The organism is Streptomyces sp. Mut1 (genome assembly GCF_030719295.1).
Lineage (GTDB): Bacteria > Actinomycetota > Actinomycetes > Streptomycetales > Streptomycetaceae > Streptomyces > Streptomyces castrisilvae.
Genome location: NZ_CP120997.1, coordinates 1,941,440 through 1,963,058, shown reverse-complemented (window position 1 = coordinate 1,963,058; position 21,619 = coordinate 1,941,440). Strand labels below are relative to the sequence as shown.

Here is a 21,619-nt window from a genome sequence, read left to right as displayed (position 1 = left end):
TGCACGTCCGGCAGGCCTGTTACGGGCGGGCGTGCGATCCTGGGGGAGCGGCCTGCGAGGTGGCGGCCGTGCCGGGGCCGGCGGCCGTCGAACCGCGTACGACCAGCTCCGGCATGAAGACGAACTCGCTGTGCGGGGCGGGCGTGCCGCCGATCTCCTCCAGGAGTGTGCGCACCGCGGCCTGGCCCATCGCCGTGACCGGCTGGCGGATCGTGGTCAGCGGCGGGTCGGTGAACGCTATGAGCGGCGAGTCGTCGTAGCCCACGACCGAGACCTCGCGCGGGACCTCGCGGGAGAGCCTGCGGGCGGCCCTGATCGCGCCGAGCGCCATCATGTCGCTCGCGCACACCACCGCCGTGCAGCCCCGCTCCATCAGCGCCGACGCGGCTGCCTGACCGCCTTCGAGCGTGTACAGGGAGTGCTGGATCAGCTCCTCGACCTCGTCCGCCGTCAGGTTCAACTGCTCGCGCATCGTGGTGTGGAAACCCTCGATCTTGCGGAGCACGGGGACGAAGCGCTTGGGGCCGACCGCGAGCCCGATCCGGGTGTGGCCGAGCGACACCAGATGGGTCACCGCCAGCCGCATCGCGGCCCGGTCGTCCGGCGAGATGAACGGCGCCTGCACCTTGGGCGAGAAACCGTTGACCAGGACGAAGGGCACGCCCTGCGCGCGCAGTTGTTCGTAGCGCTGCATATCGGCGGAGGTGTCCGCGTGCAGCCCGGAGACGAAGATGATCCCGGAGACGCCCCGGTCGACCAGCATCTCCGTCAGCTCGTCCTCGGTGGAGCCGCCCGGGGTCTGGGTCGCCAGCACCGGGGTGTAGCCCTGCCGGGTCAGCGCCTGCCCGATGACCTGGGCGAGCGCCGGGAAGATGGGGTTCTCCAGCTCGGGCGTGATCAGGCCGACGAGCCCCGCGCTGCGCCTGCGCAGGCGTACGGGCCGTTCGTAGCCGAGGACGTCGAGCGCGGCGAGGACGGATTCGCGGGTGGCAGCGGCAACCCCGGGCTTGCCGTTCAGTACGCGGCTGACCGTCGCTTCGCTGACCCCCGCCTGAGTTGCGATATCGGCAAGCCGTGCGGTCATGGCAATGGACTGTACCGGGAGCGGGTCGGATTGCCCACCAGGCAGGGAATCGGGCGGGAGCGGCGGCGGTGGGCGGGCTTGCAGCCCGGGGGAGCGTCCCGCAGGGGTCCGCAGCAATGTCTTGCAAGGTCTTGCGGCGGTGGTTCGCCGGCTGCGGTCGGATCGTCGCACTGCGGAATCGGGGCTGGTGACCCTTCTCTGTCAGGGGTCGACGGGTTTCGTCAAGAGTCTTGACGGCAACCTTGAGGACACGCCAATGTAACGATCACCGGGGCTTGCAGAAATCTTCCGCAAAGTCTTTCGGTCGTCTTTCATCCTTGTTACGTTCACGTCGACCCGGCGCCGCGACGGAGCGGTACGGCAGTTGAAGGAGTTCAGATGCGACGTGGCATAACGGCCACCGCCCTGGTCGCGGCCCTGGCGCTCGCGGCGACCGCCTGCGGCAGCGATGACGACAGTTCCGACAGCACCTCCAAGAGCTCGGGCGAGCTCTCCGGCACCGTCACGTGGTGGGACACCTCCACCGCGGGCAGTGAGGACAAGGTCTTCAAGAAGATCGCCGAGGGCTTCGAGAAGCTGCACCCGAAGGTCGACGTCAAGTACGTCAACGTGCCTTTCGGTGACGCGCAGAACAAGTTCAAGAACGCGGCTCAGGCGGGCTCCGGCGCCCCCGACGTGATCCGCTCCGAGGTCGCCTGGACCCCCGAGTTCGCTGACCTCGGCTACCTCGCCCCGCTGGACGGAACCACGGCCCTCCAGAAGCAGGACGACTTCCTGAAGCAGGCCGCCGCTTCCACCAAGTACAACGGCAAGACGTTCGCCGTTCCGCAGGTGATCGACTCCCTGGGCATCTTCTACAACAAGAAGATCTTCAAGGAGGCCGGCGTCGAGGTCCCCACCACGATCGACGAGCTGAAGTCCGCCTCGAAGAAGATCAAGTCGAAGACCGGCAAGACCGGCCTCTACCTGCGCGGCGACGACGCGTACTGGTTCCTGCCCTTCCTGTACGGCGAGGGCGGCGACATGGTCAACGCCTCCGACAAGGCCGTCACCATCGACAACGCGGCCGGTGTCAAGGCCATGAAGCTCGTCAAGGACCTGGTCGACTCCGGCGTCGCGAAGACGGACGCCACGGACGGCTGGGACAACATGCAGGCGTCCTTCAAGGACGGCGACGTCGCGATGATGATCAACGGCCCGTGGGCCGTCGCCGACACGTACGCCGGCAAGGAGTTCAAGGACAAGGCCAACCTCGGCGTCGCCCCGGTCCCGGCCGGCTCCGTCGCGCAGGGCGCCCCGCAGGGCGGTCACAACCTGGCCGTCTACGCCGGTTCCAAGAACCTTGAGGCCTCCTACGCCTTCGTCGACTACATGACCTCCGTCAAGACGCAGGCCCAGGTCACCAAGGAGCTCAACCTCCTGCCGACCCGCACCTCCGCCTACGCCGAGGAGTCCGTGGTCGACAACGAGATCGTCGGCTTCTTCAAGCCGGTCGTCGAGAGCGCCGTCGAGCGCCCCTGGATCCCGGAGACCGGCAGCCTCTTCGCGCCGCTCGTCACCGAGTACACCAAGGCCCTCACCGGCCAGACCTCCCCGGAGAAGGCGGTCAAGACGACCGGTACCGCCTACCGCAAGCTCCTTGACGGCTGGAAGTAACTCAGGAAGGCAGGCCGGCTGATGGCTGTCCACACCAGCCAGTCGGTGGCGAAGGCCGCGGGCGACGACGTCGCCCGCGGCCGGAGCCGCGGTACTGGCAACCCCCCGCCGCCGGGCAAGCTCCGGCGGGCGCTGTCGACACACTGGTACGCCTGGACGATGGTGGCCCCGGTCGTCGTCGTGATCGGCGTGATCATCGGTTATCCGCTGGTCCGCGGCATCTTCCTGTCGCTGACCGACGCCAACGAGCGCAACGTCGCGCGGTCCATCGGTGTCAACCACCTGCCCGCCACGTACAAGTTCGTCGGTCTGGACAACTACGCCGATGCGCTCACCGGCGAACAGTTCCTCGGCACACTCGGGTGGACCCTGGTGTGGACGGTCTCCTGCGTCTCCATCACCTTCGTCCTCGGCATGGCGCTCGCGAACATCCTCAACCGCAGGATCGCCGGGCGCTCCGCCTACCGGATGGCGCTCATCCTGCCCTGGGCGGTCCCCGGGTTCGTCTCCGTCTTCGCCTGGCGCTTCCTCTACAACAACGACCGCGGGCTGCTCAACAAGATCCTCTCCGGCGCCGGCTTCGACGGGATCGACTGGCTGGGCGACCCCACCATCGCCAAGGTCGCCGTCATCGTGGTCAACGTGTGGCTCGGCGTGCCGTTCATCATGGTCGCCCTGCTCGGCGGTCTCCAGTCCATACCCGGCGAGCACTACGAGGCCGCGGAGATGGACGGCGCCAGCGCCTGGCAGCGCTTTTGCCACGTCACTCTGCCCGGACTGCGGCCGGTCTCCACGACCGTGATCCTGCTCTCCACCATCTGGACCTTCAACATGTTCCCGGTGATCTTCCTGCTGACCCGGGGAGGACCCGGCGACGCGACCCAGATCCTGGTGACGCAGGCGTACAAGTTCTCCTTCGAGATCAGCCCCCGCGACTTCGCGCAGTCCTCCACCTGGGGCGTGCTGATCCTCGTACTCCTGCTGATCTTCGCCACCGTCTACCGGCGAGTCCTGCGCACTCAGGGAGATGACTGGTGACCACCGCAACCACCCCCGCCGCGCGGCACTCCGCGCCCAAGGTCCGCAAGCGCGGCGAGCGTTCGCCGCTCGCCTCCACGGCCCTGCACCTGACGCTGATCGTCGCGTCCGTGATCGCGGTCTTCCCCGTGCTCTGGGTCCTGCTCACCTCGCTGAAGCCGGCCGAACTCGCGTCCACCACGGACTTCTTCAAAGAGACGACGTTCGAGAACTACACGAACCTCATCAAGGACACGAAGTTCCTGACCTGGTTCGGCAACTCGCTGATCGTCGCGGGGCTCACCACGCTCATCGGCGTCATCGTCTCCGCCTCCACCGGCTACGCCGTCAGCCGCTTCCGGTTCCCCGGCAAGCGCGGGCTGATGTGGACGCTGCTGATCACCCAGATGTTCCCGGTCGCCGTCCTCATCGTGCCGATCTACAACATCATGGCGGGCATGGGGCTGCTGAATAAGCCCGCCGGGCTCGTCATCACCTACCTGACCATCTCGGTGCCGTTCTGCGCCTGGATGATGAAGGGCTTCTTCGACACCATCCCGCGCGAGATCGACGAGTCGGGGCAGGTCGACGGCCTCACCCCGTTCGGCACGTTCTGGCGGCTGATCCTGCCGCTGGCCAAGCCCGGCCTCGCCGTCACGGCGTTCTACTCCTTCATCACCGCCTGGGGCGAGGTGGCGTACGCCTCCGCCTTCATGGTCGGCGAGGACAACCTCACCCTCGCGGGCGGACTCCAGCTGTTCGTCAACCAGTACGGCGCCCAGTGGGGTCCGATGACCGCCGCGTCCGTACTGATCGCGATACCCGCGGCCCTGGTGTTCCTGTTCGCGCAGAAGCACCTTGTCACCGGCATGTCCGCCGGAGCCGTCAAGGGCTGAGCGTCCTCAGCGGCACGCGCCCGTACGACCCGCACGCACCAGTCACGGTGGCGCCGGCATCCCGACCCGGTCCCGGCGCCACTCCCCACCCAGACACCCCAGGGACGACATGACCCAGCACCTCGCTGCCCCCTCCACCGGCACGTCCGACGAAGCCACGGGCCACCCCACCGGCTGGTGGCAGGACGCGGTGATCTACCAGGTCTATCCGCGCAGCTTCGCCGACGGCAACGGCGACGGCATGGGCGACCTCGCGGGCGTCACCGCCCGGCTCCCGTACCTCAAGGACCTCGGCGTGGACGCGGTCTGGCTCAGCCCGTTCTACGCCTCCCCGCAGGCCGACGCGGGCTACGACGTCGCCGACTACCGGGCCATCGACCCGATGTTCGGCACCCTGCTGGACGCCGACGCGCTGATCCGCGACGCCCACGACCTGGGCCTGCGGATCATCGTCGACCTGGTGCCCAACCACTCGTCCGACCAGCACGAGTGGTTCAAGCGCGCGCTCGCCGAGGGCCCCGGCTCCGCCCTGCGCGACCGCTACCACTTCCGCCCCGGCAAGGGCGCCGACGGCGAACTCCCGCCCAACGACTGGGAGTCCATCTTCGGCGGCCCCGCCTGGACCCGGACCACCGACCCGGACGGCACCCCCGGCGAGTGGTACCTCCACCTCTTCGCGCCCGAGCAGCCCGACTTCAACTGGGAGCACCCGGCCGTCGCCGACGAGTTCCGCTCGATCCTGCGCTTCTGGCTCGACATGGGTGTCGACGGCTTCCGCGTCGACGTCGCGCACGGCCTCGTCAAGGCCGAGGGGCTGCCCGACCTCGGCACCCACGACCAGCTCAAGCTGCTCGGAAACGATGTCATGCCGTTCTTCGACCAGGACGGGGTGCACGAGATCTACCGCAGCTGGCGCACCATCCTGGACGAGTACCCCGACACGATGGGGCCCGGAGCGCCTTCGTCGGACGGGCGGGTCCGGGCGACGGGCGGGCGCATCGCGGTCGCCGAGGCGTGGACGCCGACCGTCGAGCGCACCGCCAACTACGTGCGCCCCGACGAGATGCACCAGGCGTTCAACTTCCAGTACCTGGCCACCGCCTGGGACGCCGCCGCGCTCCGCGAGGTCATCGACGTCTCGCTCGACGCCATGCGGCCGGTCGGCGCCCCCACCACCTGGGTGCTCTCCAACCACGACGTCACCCGGCACGCCACCCGCTTCGCCAACCCGGCGGGGCTCGGCACCCAGATCCGTACCGCCGGCGACCGCGGGCTGGGCCTGCGCCGGGCCCGCGCCGCCACCCTGCTGATGCTGGCGCTGCCCGGCTCCGCCTACGTCTACCAGGGCGAGGAACTCGGCCTGCCCGACGTCACCGACCTGCCCGACGAGGCCCGCCAGGACCCGTCGTTCTTCCGCGCCGAGGGCCAGGACGGCTTCCGCGACGGCTGCCGCGTCCCGATCCCGTGGACCCGCGAGGGCTCCTCGTACGGCTTCGGCGCGGGCGGCAGCTGGCTTCCGCAGCCCGCGGGCTGGGGCGAGCTGAGCGTCGAGGCGCAGACCGGCACGGCCGGCTCCACCCTGGAGCTGTACCGGGCCGCGATCGCCGCCCGCCGGGCCCACACCGGTCTCGGGGCCGGCGCCGACGTGCGGTGGCTGGACGCCCCCGAGGGGCTGCTGTCCTTCGCCCGCCCCGGCTTCGTCTGCACCGTCAACACGACCGGTCAGCCGGTCCGTATCCCCGTCCAGGGCACCGTGCTGCTCTCCAGCACCCCGGTCGAGGCCGATGGCGACACGGTCGAGATCCCCGCGGACACCACGGTGTGGTGGACGGTGTGACGACCGTCCCCCTGCCACGGGGCCCCGGCGCGGGCGGCGCGCTCAGGCTGTCGGACATCGCGGGCCAGGCATCCGTCAGCGAGGCGACCGTCAGCCGGGTCCTCAACGGCAAGCCGGGCGTCGCGGACACCACGCGCCAGCGGGTGCTCGCGGCGCTCGACATCCTCGGATACGAGCGCCCCGTACGGCTGCGGCAGCGCAGCGCCGGGCTGATCGGGCTGGTGACCCCCGAGCTCACCAACCCGATCTTCCCGGCGTTCGCCCAGTCCGTGGAACAGGTGCTCGCCGGCCACGGCTACACGCCGGTCCTCTGCACCCAGCTGCCCGGCGGCGCCACCGAGGACGAACTCGTCGAGCAGCTCGTCGAACGCGGCGTCGGCGGCATCGTCTTCCTCTCCGGACTGCACGCCGACACCTCCGCCGACCCGGCGCGCTACGCCGCGCTGACCGAGCGCGGAGTGCCGTTCGTCCTGATCAACGGCTACAACGAGCGGATCAGCGCCCCGTTCGTCTCGCCCGACGACACCGCCGCCGTGCGGATGGCCGTGAGCCATCTCGCCGAACTCGGCCACCGCCGGGTCGGCCTCGCCATCGGACCGCAGCGCTACGTCCCCTCCCGCCGCAAGCGGGACGGCTTCGTGGACGCCGCGGTCTCCGTGCTGGGCCTGGGCCGCGAGGAGGCCGAACTCCTGGTCTGCTCCACGCTGTTCAGCGTCGAGGGCGGCCAGGTCGCGGCCGGCGCCCTGCTCGACCAGGGGTGCACCGGCATCGTCTGCGGCAGCGACCTGATGGCGCTGGGTGTGGTCCGCGCCGCCCGGGACCGCGGTCTGGACGTGCCGCGCGACGTCTCCGTGGTGGGCTTCGACGACTCCCAGCTCATCGCCTTCACCGACCCGCCGCTGACCACGGTGCGCCAGCCCGTCCAGGCGATGGCGGCGGCCGCGGTGGGCGCCCTGCTGGAGGAGATCGGCGGCAGCCCCGTCCAGCGCACGGAGTACGTGTTCCAGCCGGAGCTGGTCGTACGGGGTTCCACGGCGGCGCTGCGGAGCGCGTGAGGCGGCCGGGACGCGTGAAGGGCCGGCCGGAGGGGGCCGGCCCCGCGCCCGGGGGCGGTCCGCCTCAGTCCTGCCCGTCGCCCTCCTTGAAGAGGCGCACCGTGCCGAGGATCTCGCGGATCGTGGCGTCGGACACCTCGTCGGGCACGCCGTGCGCGCCGACGTAGGTCCAGGACACGAACGCGCCCTTCGCGTTCTTGAAGGCGAACGTCACCGCCTTGCCGTCGGTGTCGCACTTTCCCTTCTTCGGCGTCCCGGACGAGGTGACGGTCACGAGGCTGCCCTCGACGCCGCTCTCCGTCCGGAACGGCTCGGGCTCACCGACCGTGAGGCGGGAGCGGTCGGGCTGGGTGTAGAGGCCGTAGACCCAGGTCCTGGCGGTGTCCTCGGCGGCCGCGGCGGCGCTCTTGGAGCCCTGTTCCCCGGTGGTGCCCGTCGAGGCGAGCGCGTAGTTGTCCGCGGTGCCGTCCTTGTCGTCGTCGGACGTGCACCACTTCTCCTTGAGTACCGCCGGTGCCATCATCCCGACCAGCGGCTTCTCCTCGGGGTCGTCGTCCTCCGCCACGTAGCTCACCCAGTCCGCGGACTTCCGGGCCCAGGAGGCGGGCACGTCGAAGGTGATGCCGCGCTTGGCGTTGGTCACCGTCTTCCAGCCGGCGACGAGGGGGCCCGAGCCGCCCCCGGTCGTCGACCGGGCCGTGCCCTGGGGGCTCGGGGAGCCCGTCGGGGCCGGCTGCGGGCCCGCCTCGTCGTTCCCGTCGTCGCTGAGGACCCGGAAACCGATCACCCCGCAGGCCACGACGACGGCCAGGGAAGCGGCCACGACGGCGACCGTGATCAGGCTGCGGGGGCGGCGGGGCGGTTCGGGAACGGCCATGCCGACCGTGGGCGCGGTGTGCCGGTCGGGGCTTTCGCGGCCGGGCTGTACGGGGTCCGAACTGTGCTGCCCGCCTTGCGGGTTCGGCCGGCCGGGGGGCGACTGCTGTCCTTGCCACATGGAGGTCGAGCCTAAGGGGAGCCGCTCGGGCCGGACGGCTCAGGGGCGGGTCGGGAACGGTCGCAGGAGAGGCACCGGAGGTCGGCCCGGACGGGCCGGCGGGGAGGTGACCGCCGGTGCCTCTCTTGTCTTCGACCGGCCCGGCCGGCCGGGCGCGTGGGGCCCGGGGTAAGCGGGACCCCCGGCCGACCGGACCGGAGTCGGGAGAAACTTAACAGCGCTGCAATGTCTTGCGTAAGTCCTTGCAGGAAGAAATCTGCGGTATTTCGCGGATGTGAGCAGGGGATGTCCAAAGGGTTGACCGGGACCTGGCGGGCTCGTACGGTCTCCCCGCGGCAAGGTTTGCATTCTTGCAGCAAGAACCTTCAGGAGCCTTGAGGGCAGGGCGCGTTGCCGTATGAGGCTGAACCGTCACCCGCATTTCCCCCACCGCAGGAGGAAACATGGCCAGCAGACCCTTGTCTGCCGCGCTCGCCCTGATCGCGGGAGCCGCTGCCCTCGTGGTCCCCGCCACGACGGCCGAGGCTTCCGCCCCGGGCGGTAAGGACGTCACCGCCGTCCTGTTCGAGTGGAAGTTCGACTCCGTCGCCAAGGCGTGCACCGACACGCTCGGTCCGGCCGGGTACGGCTTCGTCCAGGTCTCACCGCCGCAGGAGCACATCCAGGGCGGCGAGTGGTGGACCTCGTACCAGCCGGTCAGCTACAAGATCGCCGGACGGCTCGGCGACCGGAGCTCCTTCGCCAACATGGTGAACACCTGTCACGGCGCGGGCGTCAAGGTCGTGGCCGACTCGGTCATCAACCACATGTCGTCGGGCTCGGGCACCGGCACCGGCGGCTCCTCGTACACGAAGTACGACTACCCCGGGCTGTACTCGGCGCCCGACATGGACGACTGCACCTCGCAGATCAACAACTACGGGGACCGGTACAACGTCCAGCACTGCGAGCTCGTCGGCCTGGCCGATCTGGACACGGGTGAGGACTACGTCCGGGGCAGGATCGCCGGCTACCTCAACGACCTGCTCTCGCTCGGCGTGGACGGCTTCCGCATCGACGCGGCCAAGCACATGCCCGCCGAGGACCTCGCCGACATCAAGTCCCGGCTGACCGACTCCGGCGTCTACTGGAAGCAGGAGGCGATCTACGGCGCGGGCGAGGCCGTGTCGCCCGACGAGTACGCCGGCACCGGTGACGTCCAGGAGTTCCGGTACGCCCGCAGCCTCAAGCAGGTCCTCAACAACGAGAGCCTCGCCAACCTGAAGAACTTCGGCGAGGGCTGGGGCTTCATGTCCTCCTCGAAGGCCGCGGTCTTCGTCGACAACCACGACACCGAGCGCAACGGCGAGACGCTGAACTACAAGGACGGCGCCAACTACACGCTCGCCAGTGTCTTCATGCTGGCCTGGCCCTACGGCTCGCCCGACGTCCACTCCGGCTACGAGTGGTCCGACAAGGACGCGGGCCCGCCCAACGGCGGCACGGTGAACGCCTGCTACAGCGACGGCTGGAAGTGCCAGCACGCCTGGCGCGAGATCTCCTCCATGGTCGGCTTCCGCAACACCGCGAGCGGCGAGTCCGTCAGTAACTGGTGGGACGACGGCGGCAACCGGATCGCCTTCGGCCGCGGCTCCAAGGCATACGTCGCGATCAACCACGAGGGCTCCTCGCTGACCCGTACGTTCCAGACCTCGCTGCCCGCCGGCGACTACTGCGACGTCCAGTCCGGCAACGGCGTCACGGTCAACGGCTCCGGCCAGTTCACCGCCACCCTGGGCGCCAACACCGCGCTGGCCCTGCACACCGGAGCCCGCACCTGCGGCGGCGGCTCGACGGACCCGACGGACCCGACCGACCCCACGGACCCGACCGAGCCCGGTACGGGCACCTCCGGCGCCTCCTTCGGCGTCAACGCCACCACGCAGCTCGGCCAGAACATCTTCGTCACCGGCAACCAGTCCGCCCTCGGCAACTGGAACACCGACAGCGCGCTGAAGCTCGACCCGGCCTCCTACCCGGTGTGGAAGCTCGACGTCGGCCTGCCCGCCGGGACCTCGTTCGAGTACAAGTACATCCGCAAGGACGCGAGCGGCAACGTCACCTGGGAGAGCGGTGCCAACCGCACGGCCACGGTGCCCTCCTCCGGCAAGGTCACGCTGACCTCGGACGTCTGGCGCGGCTGATCCTCCCGCCCCCCACCCGCCGGACGGGCCGTCCCCCTGCGGCCCGTCCGGCCCCGCACACCCCCGTACCCCTCCGAGGAGAGTCCGAGTGAAACGTCCGTCCCCGCGCGTGCCCGCGCGAAGAACGGTGCCCGCCGTCGTCGCGGCCGCCCTGTGCGCGGCCCTGGTGCCCGCACTGCCCGCCGCCGCGGCCCGGCCGCCCGCCGCGCCCTCGGACGCCGAGCTGGCCGCCCAGGCCACCCGGCACGACCTGACCCGCGAGCAGTTCTACTTCGTCATGCCCGACCGGTTCGCCAACGGGGACACCCGCAACGACCGCGGCGGGCTGACCGGCTCCCGGCTGGAGACCGGGTACGACCCCACCGACAAGGGGTTCTACCAGGGCGGCGACCTCAAGGGGCTCACGAACAGGCTCGACTACGTCAAGGGGCTCGGCACCACCGCCATCTGGCTCGCGCCGATCTTCAAGAACCGGCCCGTCCAGGGCACGGGCGAGGACGCGTCGGCCGGCTACCACGGCTACTGGATCACCGACTTCACCCAGGTCGACCCGCACTTCGGCACCAACGCCGACCTGACGAAGCTGATCGACAAGGCCCACCGCAAGGGCATGAAGGTCTTCTTCGACGTCATCACCAACCACACCGCCGACACCGTCGACTACGCCGAGAAGACCTACGGCTACAGGTCCAAGGGCGCCTACCCCTACCTCGACCGCGACGGCCGCCCCTTCGACGACAGCGCGGGCATGGCGCGGGTGGACGCCGACTCGTTCCCGTACAAGCCGGTGACCGGCGGTGGCAAGACGCCGTCCTGGCTCAACGACCCGACGATGTACCACAACCGCGGTGACTCCACCTATGCCGGCGAGTCCACCACGTACGGCGACTTCTCCGGTCTGGACGACCTGTGGACCGAGCGGCCCGAGGTCGTCTCCGGCATGGAGAAGATCTACGAGAAGTGGGTCCGGGACTTCCGGATCGACGGGTTCCGGATCGACACCGTCAAACACGTCGACATGGACTTCTGGACCCAGTGGGCGACCGCGCTCGACGCGTACGCGGCCCGGCACGGGCGCAAGGACTTCTTCATGTTCGGCGAGGTCTACTCCTCCGACACCGCCGTCACCGCGCCCTACGTCACCCAGGGCCGGCTGGACGCCACGCTCGACTTCCCCTTCCAGGAGGCGGCCCGCCAGTACGCCTCGCAGGGCGCCCCGGCATCGAAGCTCGCCGCCGTCTTCGCCGACGACTACCGCTACACCACCGACAAGGCCAACGCCTACGAACAGGTGACCTTCCTCGGCAACCACGACATGGGCCGCATCGGGACCTTCCTGGAGCAGGACAACCCGAAGGCCGGTGACGCGGAGCTGGTGAAGCGCGCCCGACTCGCCAACGAGCTGATGTTCCTCAGCCGGGGCAACCCCGTCGTCTACTACGGCGACGAGCAGGGCTTCACGGGCGCCGGCGGCGACAAGGACGCCCGCCAGACGATGTTCGCCTCGAAGACCGCCGACTACCTCGACGACGACCAGCTGGGCACCGACCGGACGCACGCCTCCGACGCGTACGACACCGGGCACCCGCTCTACCGCAACATCGCCGCCCTCTCCGAGCTGACCGCGAAGAACCCCGCGCTGCGCGACGGCGTGCAGACCGAGCGGTACGCCGAGGGCTCCGTCTACGCCTTCTCCCGTACGGACCCGAAGCACAGCAACGAGTACGTCGTCGCCACCAACAACGGCGACAGGGCGAAGACCGTCGAGCTGCCCACCGAGTCCGCCCGGATGGACTTCCGCACCCTGTACGGCGGCTCCGGCACCGTCCGCAGCGGCGCCGACAAGAAGATCGAGGTCACCGTCCCGGCCCTGTCGAGCATCGTGCTCCGCGCCGCGAAGCCCCTGGGCACCCCCGCCGCGAAGCCCAGGGTCTCCCTGAAGGCACCGGCCGCCGGCGCCACCGGCACCGTCGAACTGACCGCCGACGTCTCCGGCGGCTCCCTCAACCGGGTCGTCTTCGCCGCCCGGACCGGCAACGGCAAGTGGACGACCCTCGGCACCGCCGACCACGCCCCGTACAAGGTCACCCAGACCCTGAGCGACGACACGGCCGCCGGAACGCCCCTGCACTACAAGGCCGTCGTGGTCGACCGCACCGGCCGCACCGCGAGCGCCCTCGCCTCCTCCACCGCCGGGCAGGCACCCGCACCCGCCAAGCCCGTCGCCGTCGAGCGCGACTACGCCGTCGTCCACTACCAGCGCCCCGACGGCGACTACGACGGCTGGCAGCTCAGGTCCGGCGAGGCCACCGCGGACTTCACCGGGCGGGACGCCTACGGCGCGTTCGCCTGGGTCAAGGTCCCCGAGGACGCCACCTCCGTCCCGTACACCGTCGAGAAGTCCGGCACCGCCGACGGGCCCGAGCGCGCCGTCGACCTCGCCAGGACCGGCCAGGTCTGGATCGGGCAGGGCAAGGACGGCCAGGCCGAAACCGCCCCCGACGACGCCTACCCCGACCAGGACACCGGCAAGGCCGTCCTGCACTACTACCGGGCCGACGGCGACTACGACGGCTGGGGGCTGCACACCTGGACCGGCGCGAAGGAGCCCACCGACTGGGCCAAGCCGCTCCAGCCGGTGAAGCAGGACGCCTCCGGGCTCACCTTCGAGGTCCCGCTCACCGACGGCGCCACCTCGCTCAGCTACATCCTGCACCGGGGCGACGAGAAGGACCTGCCCAGTGATCAGGCGCTCGACATCGCGAGCCACGGCCACGAGGTCTGGCTGCTCGGCGGCACGGCCGGCTACCTGCTCCCGCAGGCCGGCGGCGTCCCCGCACCCGACCTCACCAAGGCCGAGGCGCAGTGGATCGACGCGGACACCGTCGTCTGGAAGGTGAAGGCCACCGAGGCCACCAGCCAGCAGCTCGTCTACGCGAAGAAGGGCGGCATCTCCGTCGTGGACGGGGCGCTGAGCGACGAGGGCCAGTGGCTGCGGCTCACCCCCTCCGCGCTGAGCGACGCCCAGAAGGCGAAGTACCCGCACCTCAAGGACTACCCCGCCTTCACCGTGGACGCCCGTGACCGGGACAGGGTCCGCGAGGCCCTGCGCGGCCAGCTGATCGCCACCCAGCGCGCCGCCAACGGCGCCCTGCTCGCCGCCACCGGGGTGCAGAGCGCCGGAGTGCTCGACGACCTCTACGGGGCGAAGGCGAAGAACGCCGCGCTCGGCCCGGTCTTCCGCGACGGCACCCCGACGCTCTCCGTCTGGGCGCCCACCGCCCGTACCGTCTCGCTCGAACTCGACGGAAAGTCCGTCGCCATGCGGCGCGACGACCGCACCGGCGTCTGGTCCGTCACCGGGAAGAAGAACTGGACGGGCAAGCCCTACCGGTACGTCGTGGACGTCTGGGCGCCCACCGTCCAGAAGCTCGTCACCAACAAGGTCACCGACCCCTACTCCACCGCCCTGACCACCGACTCGGCCCGCAGCCTCGTCGTGGACCTGGAGGACCGGAAGCTCGCCCCCAAGGGCTGGGACACGCTGCGCAAGCCGGCCGCCGAGCCGCTGCGCGACGCGCAGATCCAGGAACTCCAGATCCGTGACTTCTCCATCGCGGACCCCACCTCCCGGCACCCCGGCGAATACCTCGCCTTCACCGACACCCGCTCCGACGGAATGAAGCACCTGAGGCAGCTCGCCGACGCCGGCACCGGCTACGTCCACCTGCTGCCCGCCTTCGACATCGGCACCATCCCCGAGAGGAAGAAGGACCAGGCCGAGCCGGCCTGCGACCTGTCCGTCTACGCCCCCGACTCCGCCGAGCAGCAGGCCTGCGTGGCGAAGGCCGCCGCCAAGGACGCCTTCAACTGGGGCTACGACCCGCTGCACTACACCGTCCCCGAGGGCAGCTACGCCTCCGACCCGGACGGCACCAGGCGCACCGTCGAGTTCCGGCAGATGGTGCAGGGGATCAACGGCGCCGGGCTGCGGACCGTCATGGACGTCGTCTACAACCACACCGTCGCCTCCGGCCAGGACGACAAGTCCGTACTCGACCGGATCGTGCCCGGCTACTACCAGCGGCTCCTGGAGGACGGCACCGTCGCCACCTCCACCTGCTGCGCCAACACCGCGCCCGAGAACACCATGATGGGCAAGCTCGTCGTGGACTCCGTGGTCACCTGGGCCAAGGAGTACAAGGTCGACGGCTTCCGCTTCGACCTGATGGGCCACCACCCCAAGGCCAACATCCTGGCCGTCCGCAAGGCCCTCGACGCACTGACCCCCGCCAGGGACGGCGTCGACGGAAAGAAGATCATCCTGTACGGGGAGGGCTGGAACTTCGGTGAGATCGCCGACGACGCCCGCTTCGTCCAGGCCACCCAGAAGAACATGGCCGGCACCGGCATCGCCACCTTCTCCGACCGGGCCCGCGACGCCGTACGCGGCGGCTCCCCGTTCGACGAGGACCCCGGCGTGCAGGGCTTCGCCACCGGCCTCTACACCGACCCCAACACCTCCACCGCCAACGGCACGAAGGCCGAGCAGAAGGCCCGTCTGCTGCACTACCAGGACCTGATCAAGGTCGGCCTCACCGGCAACCTCGCCGACTACACCTTCACCGACACCTCCGGGGCCACCGTCAAGGGTTCGGGCGTCGACTACAACGGGGCCCCGGCCGGCTACGCCGCGGTCCCCGGCGACGCCCTGGCCTATGCCGACGCCCATGACAACGAGACCCTGTACGACGCGCTCGCCTTCAAGCTCCCGGCGGGCACGTCGGCGGCGGACCGGGCCCGCACGCAGGTCCTGGCCATGGCGACCGCCACCCTCTCGCAGGGCCCCGCGCTCTCCCAGGCAGGCACCGACCTGCTGCGCTCCAAGTCGCTGGACCGCAACTCCTTCGACAGCGGCGACTGGTTCAACGCCCTGCACTGGGACTGCCGCGCCGGCAACGGCTTCGGCCGCGGACTGCCGGTCGCCGCGGACAACGAGGACAAGTGGCCGTACGCCGGGCCGCTGCTCACCAACGCGAAGATCACCCCCGGCTGCGCGCAGATCAACGGCGCCTCGGCCGCCTACCGCGACCTGCTCACCATCCGCACCACGGAGAAGGACTTCGGCCTGACCTCCACCGCGCAGGTGCAGTCCCGGCTCTCCTTCCCGCTCTCCGGCAAGGACGAGACCCCGGGCGTGATCACCATGCGGCTCGGCAAGCTCGTCGTTGTCCTCAACGCCGCCCCCGGCACCACCACCCAGAAGGTCGCCGCACTCGCCGGCAAGAAGTACGCCCTGCACCCCGTCCAGGCAAAGGGCGCGGATTCTACCGTCAAGCGGTCGGCATATGAGAGGAGTTCGGGCAGCTTCACCGTTCCGGGACGCACGGTCGCGGTGTTCACCCTGCGCTGACCGTCTCAGGACTACCGTATGGGCAGCCGCCCGGGGGTGCCGCTCCACCGCCCCTCCCGGGCAGGCCTCCACTCCACCCGGCCGGCCCCGGCTCCCCGCATCCGCGCGGGGGCCGGGGCCGGCCGCTCCACCTGTGCAGCGACGGTGACGATGGTCAGCAACATCCCCGAGGAGACCACCAGCTTTGTCGGACGGGAGGCGGAGCTGGCCGGGCTCGAAGACGCCCTCGCCACCGGCCGGCTGACCACGCTCACCGGAACCGGCGGCGTCGGGAAGACCCGGCTGGCCCTGCGCGCCGCCCGCCGCGCCGAACCGGACTTCCGCGACGGCGTGTGGTGGGCGGACCTCTCCCCGCTGCACGACGACGAACTGCTCCTGGCCACCGTCTCCGACGCGGTCGGCCTCAGCGACCACACCCTGCGCATGCCCATCGACGTGCTGTGCGAATGGCTCGCCGACAAAGAGCTCCTGCTCGTCCTGGACTCCTGCGAACACCTCCGCCACTCCTGCGCCCACCTCCTCGGCGAGATCCTCACCACCTCACCCGGCCTCACCGTCCTCGCCACCAGCCGCCGGCCCCTGGACCTGCGGGGCGAGCAGCTGATCGAGGTGGAGCCGCTGCCCGTCGACGGCACCGCCGACGCGCTCACCCTCTTCCGGGAACGGGCCTCGGCCGCCGCCCCCGCAACCCCCCTCGACGACCCCGGCACCGCCGCGGCCGCCACCGCGATCTGCCGCCGCCTCGAAGGCATCCCGCTCGCCATCGAACTCGCCGCCGCGGGCGCCGGCCGGCAGACCGTCCAGGAGATCGCCGACCGGCTCGGCTCCCGCCTCGACGTCTTCGCCCACACCACGCTCCGTCCCCTGCGCCACCGCACCCTGCGCACCACCATCGGCTGGTCCCACGAACTGTGCACCCCGCTCGAACGGCTCCTGTGGGCCCGGCTGACCGTGCTGCGCGGCGACTTCGACGCGGACACCGCCGCCATCGTCTGCGCCGGCGGCCCGCTCACCGCACACGGAGTCCGTACGGCGCTGCGCGGCCTCGTCGCCCAGTCCGTCGTCGCCCGCGACGGGGACCGCCACCGCATGCTCGGCACGCTGCGCGAGTACGGCCGGATGTGGCTCGCCGAACTCGGTGAGGAGCGCGCCGCCGCCGACCGCCACGCCGCCTGCTTCCTGCGCCTCGCCCGCAACGCCCACGCCGGCTGGACCGGCGACGACCAGATCCTCTGGTACCACCGCATCGCCGACGCGCACGCCGACCTGTGCGCCGCCCTCGACCACCTCCTCGCCCACGACCCCGCCGCCGCCCAGGAGATGGCCGGGCGCATCGGCTTCTTCTGGTGCTGCTGCGGCCACCTGCCCCAGACCCGCTCCTACGCCCAGCGCGCCCTGGACACCGGACCGGCCGGCGGCCCGCACCGCACCCGTGCCCTGTGGGTGCTCGGCATCTGCGTCCTGCTCCAGGGCGACTACCCGGCCGCCGAGCGCATCGGCGCGGAGTGCGTCCGCGCGGCCGCCGCCGACAACACCGACGAGGGCGTACTCGCCGCCGCCTATCTGCGCGGCCTCACCCACCTGATGACCGGCGAGCCCGAGAGGGGGCTGCGCGTGTCGGAGCGGGTCCTGCGCACCGCCGGGAGCGCCACCCCGCTCGAATCGGCCTACCGGCTGCGCTGCCACCTGATCACCGTCTTCGCCCTCACCGGACTCGGCCGGCTGGACGAGGCGGCCGAGGCGGCCGTCGTCCTGCGCGCCGCCTGCGAGGCCCAGGACGAGTGCTGGACCCGCAGCTACGTCGACTACCAACTCGCCCTGATCGCCCTGCTCCAGGGCCGTGCCGCACCGGCCGCCGCGCACGCCCGCGCCATGCTCACCGGCAAGCACCGGCTCCGCGACCGCTTCGGGATCGCGCTCGGCCTGGACATCCTGGCCGCCGCCATCGCCGCCCAGGGCGAGGGGGCCAGGGCCGCCCGGGTCTACGGCACCGGACAGGTCTACTGGCGGATGGTGGGCCACCCGCAGCGCGGCACCCCGGAACTGGGGCCGCTGCGCGAGGCCTGCGAACGGCGGGCCCGGGAGGCCGTCGGCGACGCCGCCTACTGGCGCGCCTTCGAACAGGGCCGCTCCGACAGCGCGGAGGCGGGCCTGGCCCTCGCCCTGCACGGCGAACTGCTCATGTAGCGCCCGCCCCCGGGGCCGCTGCCCCTGCCCCTGCCCACATAGTGAATCGCTGTTGTGCCGGCCCACGGGGCCGGGGAAGGCTGGGCGGCGTCCCTCTGCCGCCGTCTCGCCCCGGGAGCCCGCCATGCCGCAGATCACCGTCGACTACTCGGCCGAACTCGCCGACGCCTTCGACCGCCCCGCCTTCGCCCTCGCGCTGCACCCGCTGATCGCCGAGACCGTCAACACCAAGGCCGCCGCCTGCAAGACCCGCTTCCGGCGGACCGAGGAGACGGTGGTGGCGGACGCCCCGGAGGGGGACGCGCTCGTGCACGTCGACATCTCGCTGCTGCCCGGCCGCACGCCGGAGATCAAGGCCAGGCTCACCGAATCGGTCCTGGAGCTGCTGGCCGGCCACCTCCGCACGGCCCGGGGAACGGCCCTGCACCTCTCGGTCGAGGCGCGTGACCTGGACCCCTCCTACCGCAAGCTCTGACCCGCTACGGCAACCGCTGCGGGGGTACGGCGGGGGCGACGGGGCCCAGTGCGGAGAGCCGCGTCAGCAGGTCCGCGAACGGCCCGTCCGCCGGCTCCCGCGCCAGCACCCGCAGCACGATGGCCGCCATCTCCTCGTCGTACGCGGCGCTCACGGCGGCCAGCGCCGCGAAGTCGTGCACCAGTTGCAGTTCCAGCTCGGCCCTCGGCACGCGCCGCCCGTCCAGCCAGAGCAGCGCCGTCGACTCGGCGAGCGAGACCCAGGAGCGTACGACCAACTCCAGCCGGGCCGGGGGCTCGTCGACGTCCAGATGGGCCAGGATCTGGGCGCAGGCCGCCTGGCGCACCCCGTCGATCATCGCGTTCGCCGTGGAGGAGCCCACGGCCGGGCCGCCCCGCATCAGCGCGGCGAACCCGGGCCCGTGCTCGTCCACGAAGTCGAAGAACCGGCCCATCACCCGCAGCAGCCGCGTGCCCAGGGGGCCTTCGCGCGGCTCCACGAACCGGCCCGCCAGCTCGTCGGCCGCCCGCCGCAACGCCGCCTCGTACAGGCTCTGCTTGCCCGGGAAGTAGTGGTAGACCAGCGGCCGCGAGATCCCGGCGGCCGCGGCGATCTCGTCGATCGACACCTCGTCCGGCGACCGGCGGCTGAACAACTCCAGCGCGACACCGATCAGCTGCTGCCTGCGCTCCTCGACGCCCATCCTGCGCCGCATCCCGGTGGTCATGCCCCCCAGCGTACCGACCGGTGGGTAAGGCCGGGTTACAGGTCCAGCACCAGCTTGCCGCCCCGGCACCTGGAGACGCAGATCAGCATGGATCCCTCCCGCTCCTGGTCCGTCAGCAGCTCGTCGCGGTGCTCCACCTCACCCTCCAGGACGCGCTGTTGGCACGTTCCGCAGAAACCCTGTTCGCAGGAGTACGAGACGTGCGGCAGTTCGGCGCGCACGGCGGCCAGCACCGACTGGTCCGCCGCGACCGGGACGGTGCGGCCCGAGCGGCGCAGCTCCACTTCGAACGGGGCCGAACCGGCCGGGTCCGTGGCCGCCGCCGAGAACCGTTCCAGGCGCAGCACGCAGCCGGGCGGGAGGGCCGCGGCGACCGCGTCCATCAAGGGCTGCGGCCCGCAGCAGTGGACCGCCGTGCCCTCGGGCGCCTCCGCGAGGGCGGCGGCGATGTCCGGGTGGCCCGCCTCGTCCTGCGGGACGACCGTGACCCGGCCGCCGTCGGCGCCCAGCTTCTCGATCTCCTCCAGGAACGGCATCGTGGCCCGGCTGCGGCCCCCGTACAGCAGCCGCCAGTCGGCGCCCCCGGCGGCGAGCAGGCGCGCCATCGGCAGGATCGGGGTGATGCCGATGCCGCCGGCGATCAGGATGTGGGCGGGGGCGGCGGAGAGCGGGAAGCGGTTGCGCGGGCCGTGCACCTCGACCTCCATGCCCTCGTGGAGCGCGGTGTGCACCTCGCGGGAGCCGCCCCGGCCGTCCTCGACCAGCCGGGCCGCCACGGTGTAGGCGCCGGTGTCGGCCGGGTCGCCGCACAGCGAGTACTGCCGGACCAGGCCGGAGGGCAGCACCAGGTCCAGATGGGCCCCGGGCTCCCAGGCGGGCAGGTCCGGCCCCTCCAGGCGGAGTCGGACGACCCCGTCGGCCAGGCTCGTCCGCTCGGCGATCAGCAGCCGCCGCCCGGTGGTGGAACGGCGCTCGGACCGGCCGGATATGGGCTCCTCCAGCGCGGGCAGCGGCCACAGCGGGGACTTCCGGACGCGCCGGCGCAATGCCCGCCGGGCGAGCAGCGCGGCTCCGGTCGCCACGGCGACCGTACGCAGGCGGGGCAGGGACAGGGGACGCCGCATGGTCAGAGGGCCTTCGGGGTACGGGCCTCGGCCGCGACGGCCGCGGGCGAGCGGGTGAGGTAGTCGACGGCCTGCGCCGTGCTGCCCTCCTGCGAGGGGTGGTAGGAACGGCTCAGATAGCGCGGGATCGATCGCAGCATGGACGGGGTGCTGGGCAGGGTGCCGCGCCGGCCGCTGCGGTAGAACTGCCCGAATGACGCCTTGCCGTCCAGCAGCGCGGGGTCGTTCTCCATGAAGAAGCGGGCGCCGCGCTGCCAGAGGAAGAGCAGCGCGGAGAAGGCCGTCGCCCAGGTCCGCACCCGCCGCCGGTAGCCGCCGTCGACGTGCATGAACACGTCGAAGGCGACGGAGCGGTGCTCGACCTCCTCGGCGCCGTGCCAGCGCAGCAGGTCCAGCATGGTGGGGTCGGCGCCGCGCCGGTCCAGCTCGTCGGCGTTGAGTATCCAGTCGCCGAGGAAGGCGGTGTAGTGCTCGATCGCCGCTATCGTCGCCACCCGCTCCAGCAGCCACCACTCGCGTGCCCGGCCCGGAGGCAGGGTCCGGTCGCCGAGGAGCTTCTCGAAGAGCCAGTCCACCTGAGCGGTGTACGGGGTCGGGTCGAGGCCCTGCTCCTTGAGGTGCGGCAGGACGTCGTCATGGGCCTGGGAGTGCATCGCCTCCTGGCCGATGAAGCCGATGACGTCCTGCCGCAGCTCCTCGTCGTGGATGTACGGGAGCACTTGGCGGTAGACGTGGATGAACCAGCGTTCCCCGGCCGGGAGCAGGAGGTGGAGCACATTGATCGTGTGCGTGGTGAACGGGTCGCCCGGCACCCAGTGCAGGGGGGTCCGGTCCCAGGCGAAGCTGACCCGGCGGGCCTTGAGGGTGGTTCGCTCCGACGCGACCGCCGCTGGCTGCGTGTTAGACATATTGTCAATGTAGTGAGGGGTGAGCCGGGGGGACAGGGGCGTGCGGTGAATTCCTGAGCC

14 protein-coding genes are annotated in these 21,619 nt (G+C 71.2%); 9 read left to right on the top strand and 5 right to left on the bottom strand.

The window, feature by feature from the left end; all coding sequences use genetic code 11:
• Positions 1 to 19 precede the first annotated feature (19 nt).
• Entirely contained in the window at positions 20 to 1,084 is a 1,065-nt protein-coding gene (locus P8A18_RS08295; RefSeq protein ID WP_306053149.1) for a LacI family DNA-binding transcriptional regulator, read from the bottom strand.
• Positions 1,085 to 1,462: 378 nt separating this feature from the next.
• Between P8A18_RS08295 and P8A18_RS08290 the strand changes: the two genes are divergently transcribed.
• The 5 genes from P8A18_RS08290 to P8A18_RS08270 all read left to right on the top strand — a co-directional run bounded on the left by P8A18_RS08290 (position 1,463) and on the right by P8A18_RS08270 (position 7,545).
• Positions 1,463 to 2,740, top strand: a complete 1,278-nt coding sequence (locus P8A18_RS08290) for an extracellular solute-binding protein (RefSeq protein ID WP_306053148.1) — start codon at positions 1,463 to 1,465, stop codon at positions 2,738 to 2,740.
• A 21-nt stretch (positions 2,741 to 2,761) separates the two neighbouring features.
• Positions 2,762 to 3,778 carry a carbohydrate ABC transporter permease gene (locus tag P8A18_RS08285; RefSeq protein ID WP_306053146.1) on the top strand — a complete coding sequence of 339 codons (1,017 nt, stop codon included), beginning with the start codon at positions 2,762 to 2,764 and terminating at the stop codon, positions 3,776 to 3,778.
• Entirely contained in the window at positions 3,775 to 4,653 is an 879-nt protein-coding gene (locus P8A18_RS08280; protein ID WP_306053144.1) for a sugar ABC transporter permease, read from the top strand. Before P8A18_RS08285 ends, P8A18_RS08280 begins: the two co-directional genes overlap by 4 nt.
• Before the next feature lie 109 nt (positions 4,654 to 4,762).
• Positions 4,763 to 6,490, top strand: coding sequence for a glycoside hydrolase family 13 protein (locus P8A18_RS08275; RefSeq protein ID WP_306053142.1), 1,728 nt, complete (start codon positions 4,763 to 4,765; stop codon positions 6,488 to 6,490).
• Entirely contained in the window at positions 6,475 to 7,545 is a 1,071-nt protein-coding gene (locus tag P8A18_RS08270) for a LacI family DNA-binding transcriptional regulator (RefSeq protein ID WP_306053140.1), read from the top strand. Before P8A18_RS08275 ends, P8A18_RS08270 begins: the two co-directional genes overlap by 16 nt.
• Before the next feature lie 64 nt (positions 7,546 to 7,609).
• On the opposite strand, the gene P8A18_RS08265 is transcribed toward P8A18_RS08270, so the two are convergent.
• Entirely contained in the window at positions 7,610 to 8,422 is an 813-nt protein-coding gene (locus P8A18_RS08265) for a DUF8017 domain-containing protein (RefSeq protein ID WP_306053138.1), read from the bottom strand.
• A 563-nt stretch (positions 8,423 to 8,985) separates the two neighbouring features.
• Between P8A18_RS08265 and P8A18_RS08260 the strand changes: the two genes are divergently transcribed.
• From P8A18_RS08260 to P8A18_RS08245, 4 genes are all read left to right on the top strand, one after another.
• Positions 8,986 to 10,725: a carbohydrate-binding module family 20 domain-containing protein gene (locus P8A18_RS08260; protein ID WP_306053136.1), complete on the top strand. Its 1,740-nt coding sequence runs from the start codon at positions 8,986 to 8,988 to the stop codon at positions 10,723 to 10,725.
• Between the two features lie 88 nt (positions 10,726 to 10,813).
• A complete protein-coding gene (pulA, locus tag P8A18_RS08255) occupies positions 10,814 to 16,138 on the top strand; it encodes a pullulanase-type alpha-1,6-glucosidase (RefSeq protein WP_306053134.1) in 5,325 nt (1,774 codons plus the stop codon).
• A 150-nt stretch (positions 16,139 to 16,288) separates the two neighbouring features.
• A complete protein-coding gene (locus tag P8A18_RS08250; RefSeq protein ID WP_306060756.1) occupies positions 16,289 to 18,325 on the top strand; it encodes an ATP-binding protein in 2,037 nt (678 codons plus the stop codon).
• Positions 18,326 to 18,449: 124 nt separating this feature from the next.
• Entirely contained in the window at positions 18,450 to 18,800 is a 351-nt protein-coding gene (locus P8A18_RS08245; RefSeq protein WP_306053132.1) for a 5-carboxymethyl-2-hydroxymuconate Delta-isomerase, read from the top strand.
• A gap of 4 nt (positions 18,801 to 18,804) precedes the next feature.
• Here P8A18_RS08245 and P8A18_RS08240 read toward each other — a convergent pair whose 3' ends face one another.
• The 3 genes from P8A18_RS08240 to P8A18_RS08230 are packed head-to-tail and all read right to left on the bottom strand — an operon-like array spanning position 18,805 to position 21,559.
• Complete coding sequence (locus P8A18_RS08240) at positions 18,805 to 19,527, bottom strand: TetR/AcrR family transcriptional regulator (RefSeq protein WP_306053130.1); 723 nt, start codon at positions 19,525 to 19,527, stop codon at positions 18,805 to 18,807.
• Positions 19,528 to 19,562: 35 nt separating this feature from the next.
• Positions 19,563 to 20,651: a PDR/VanB family oxidoreductase gene (locus P8A18_RS08235; RefSeq protein WP_306053128.1), complete on the bottom strand. Its 1,089-nt coding sequence runs from the start codon at positions 20,649 to 20,651 to the stop codon at positions 19,563 to 19,565.
• Between the two features lie 2 nt (positions 20,652 to 20,653).
• On the bottom strand, positions 20,654 to 21,559 hold the full coding sequence (locus P8A18_RS08230) for a metal-dependent hydrolase (protein ID WP_018550205.1): 906 nt from the start codon (positions 21,557 to 21,559) through the stop codon (positions 20,654 to 20,656).
• Positions 21,560 to 21,619 lie beyond the last annotated feature (60 nt).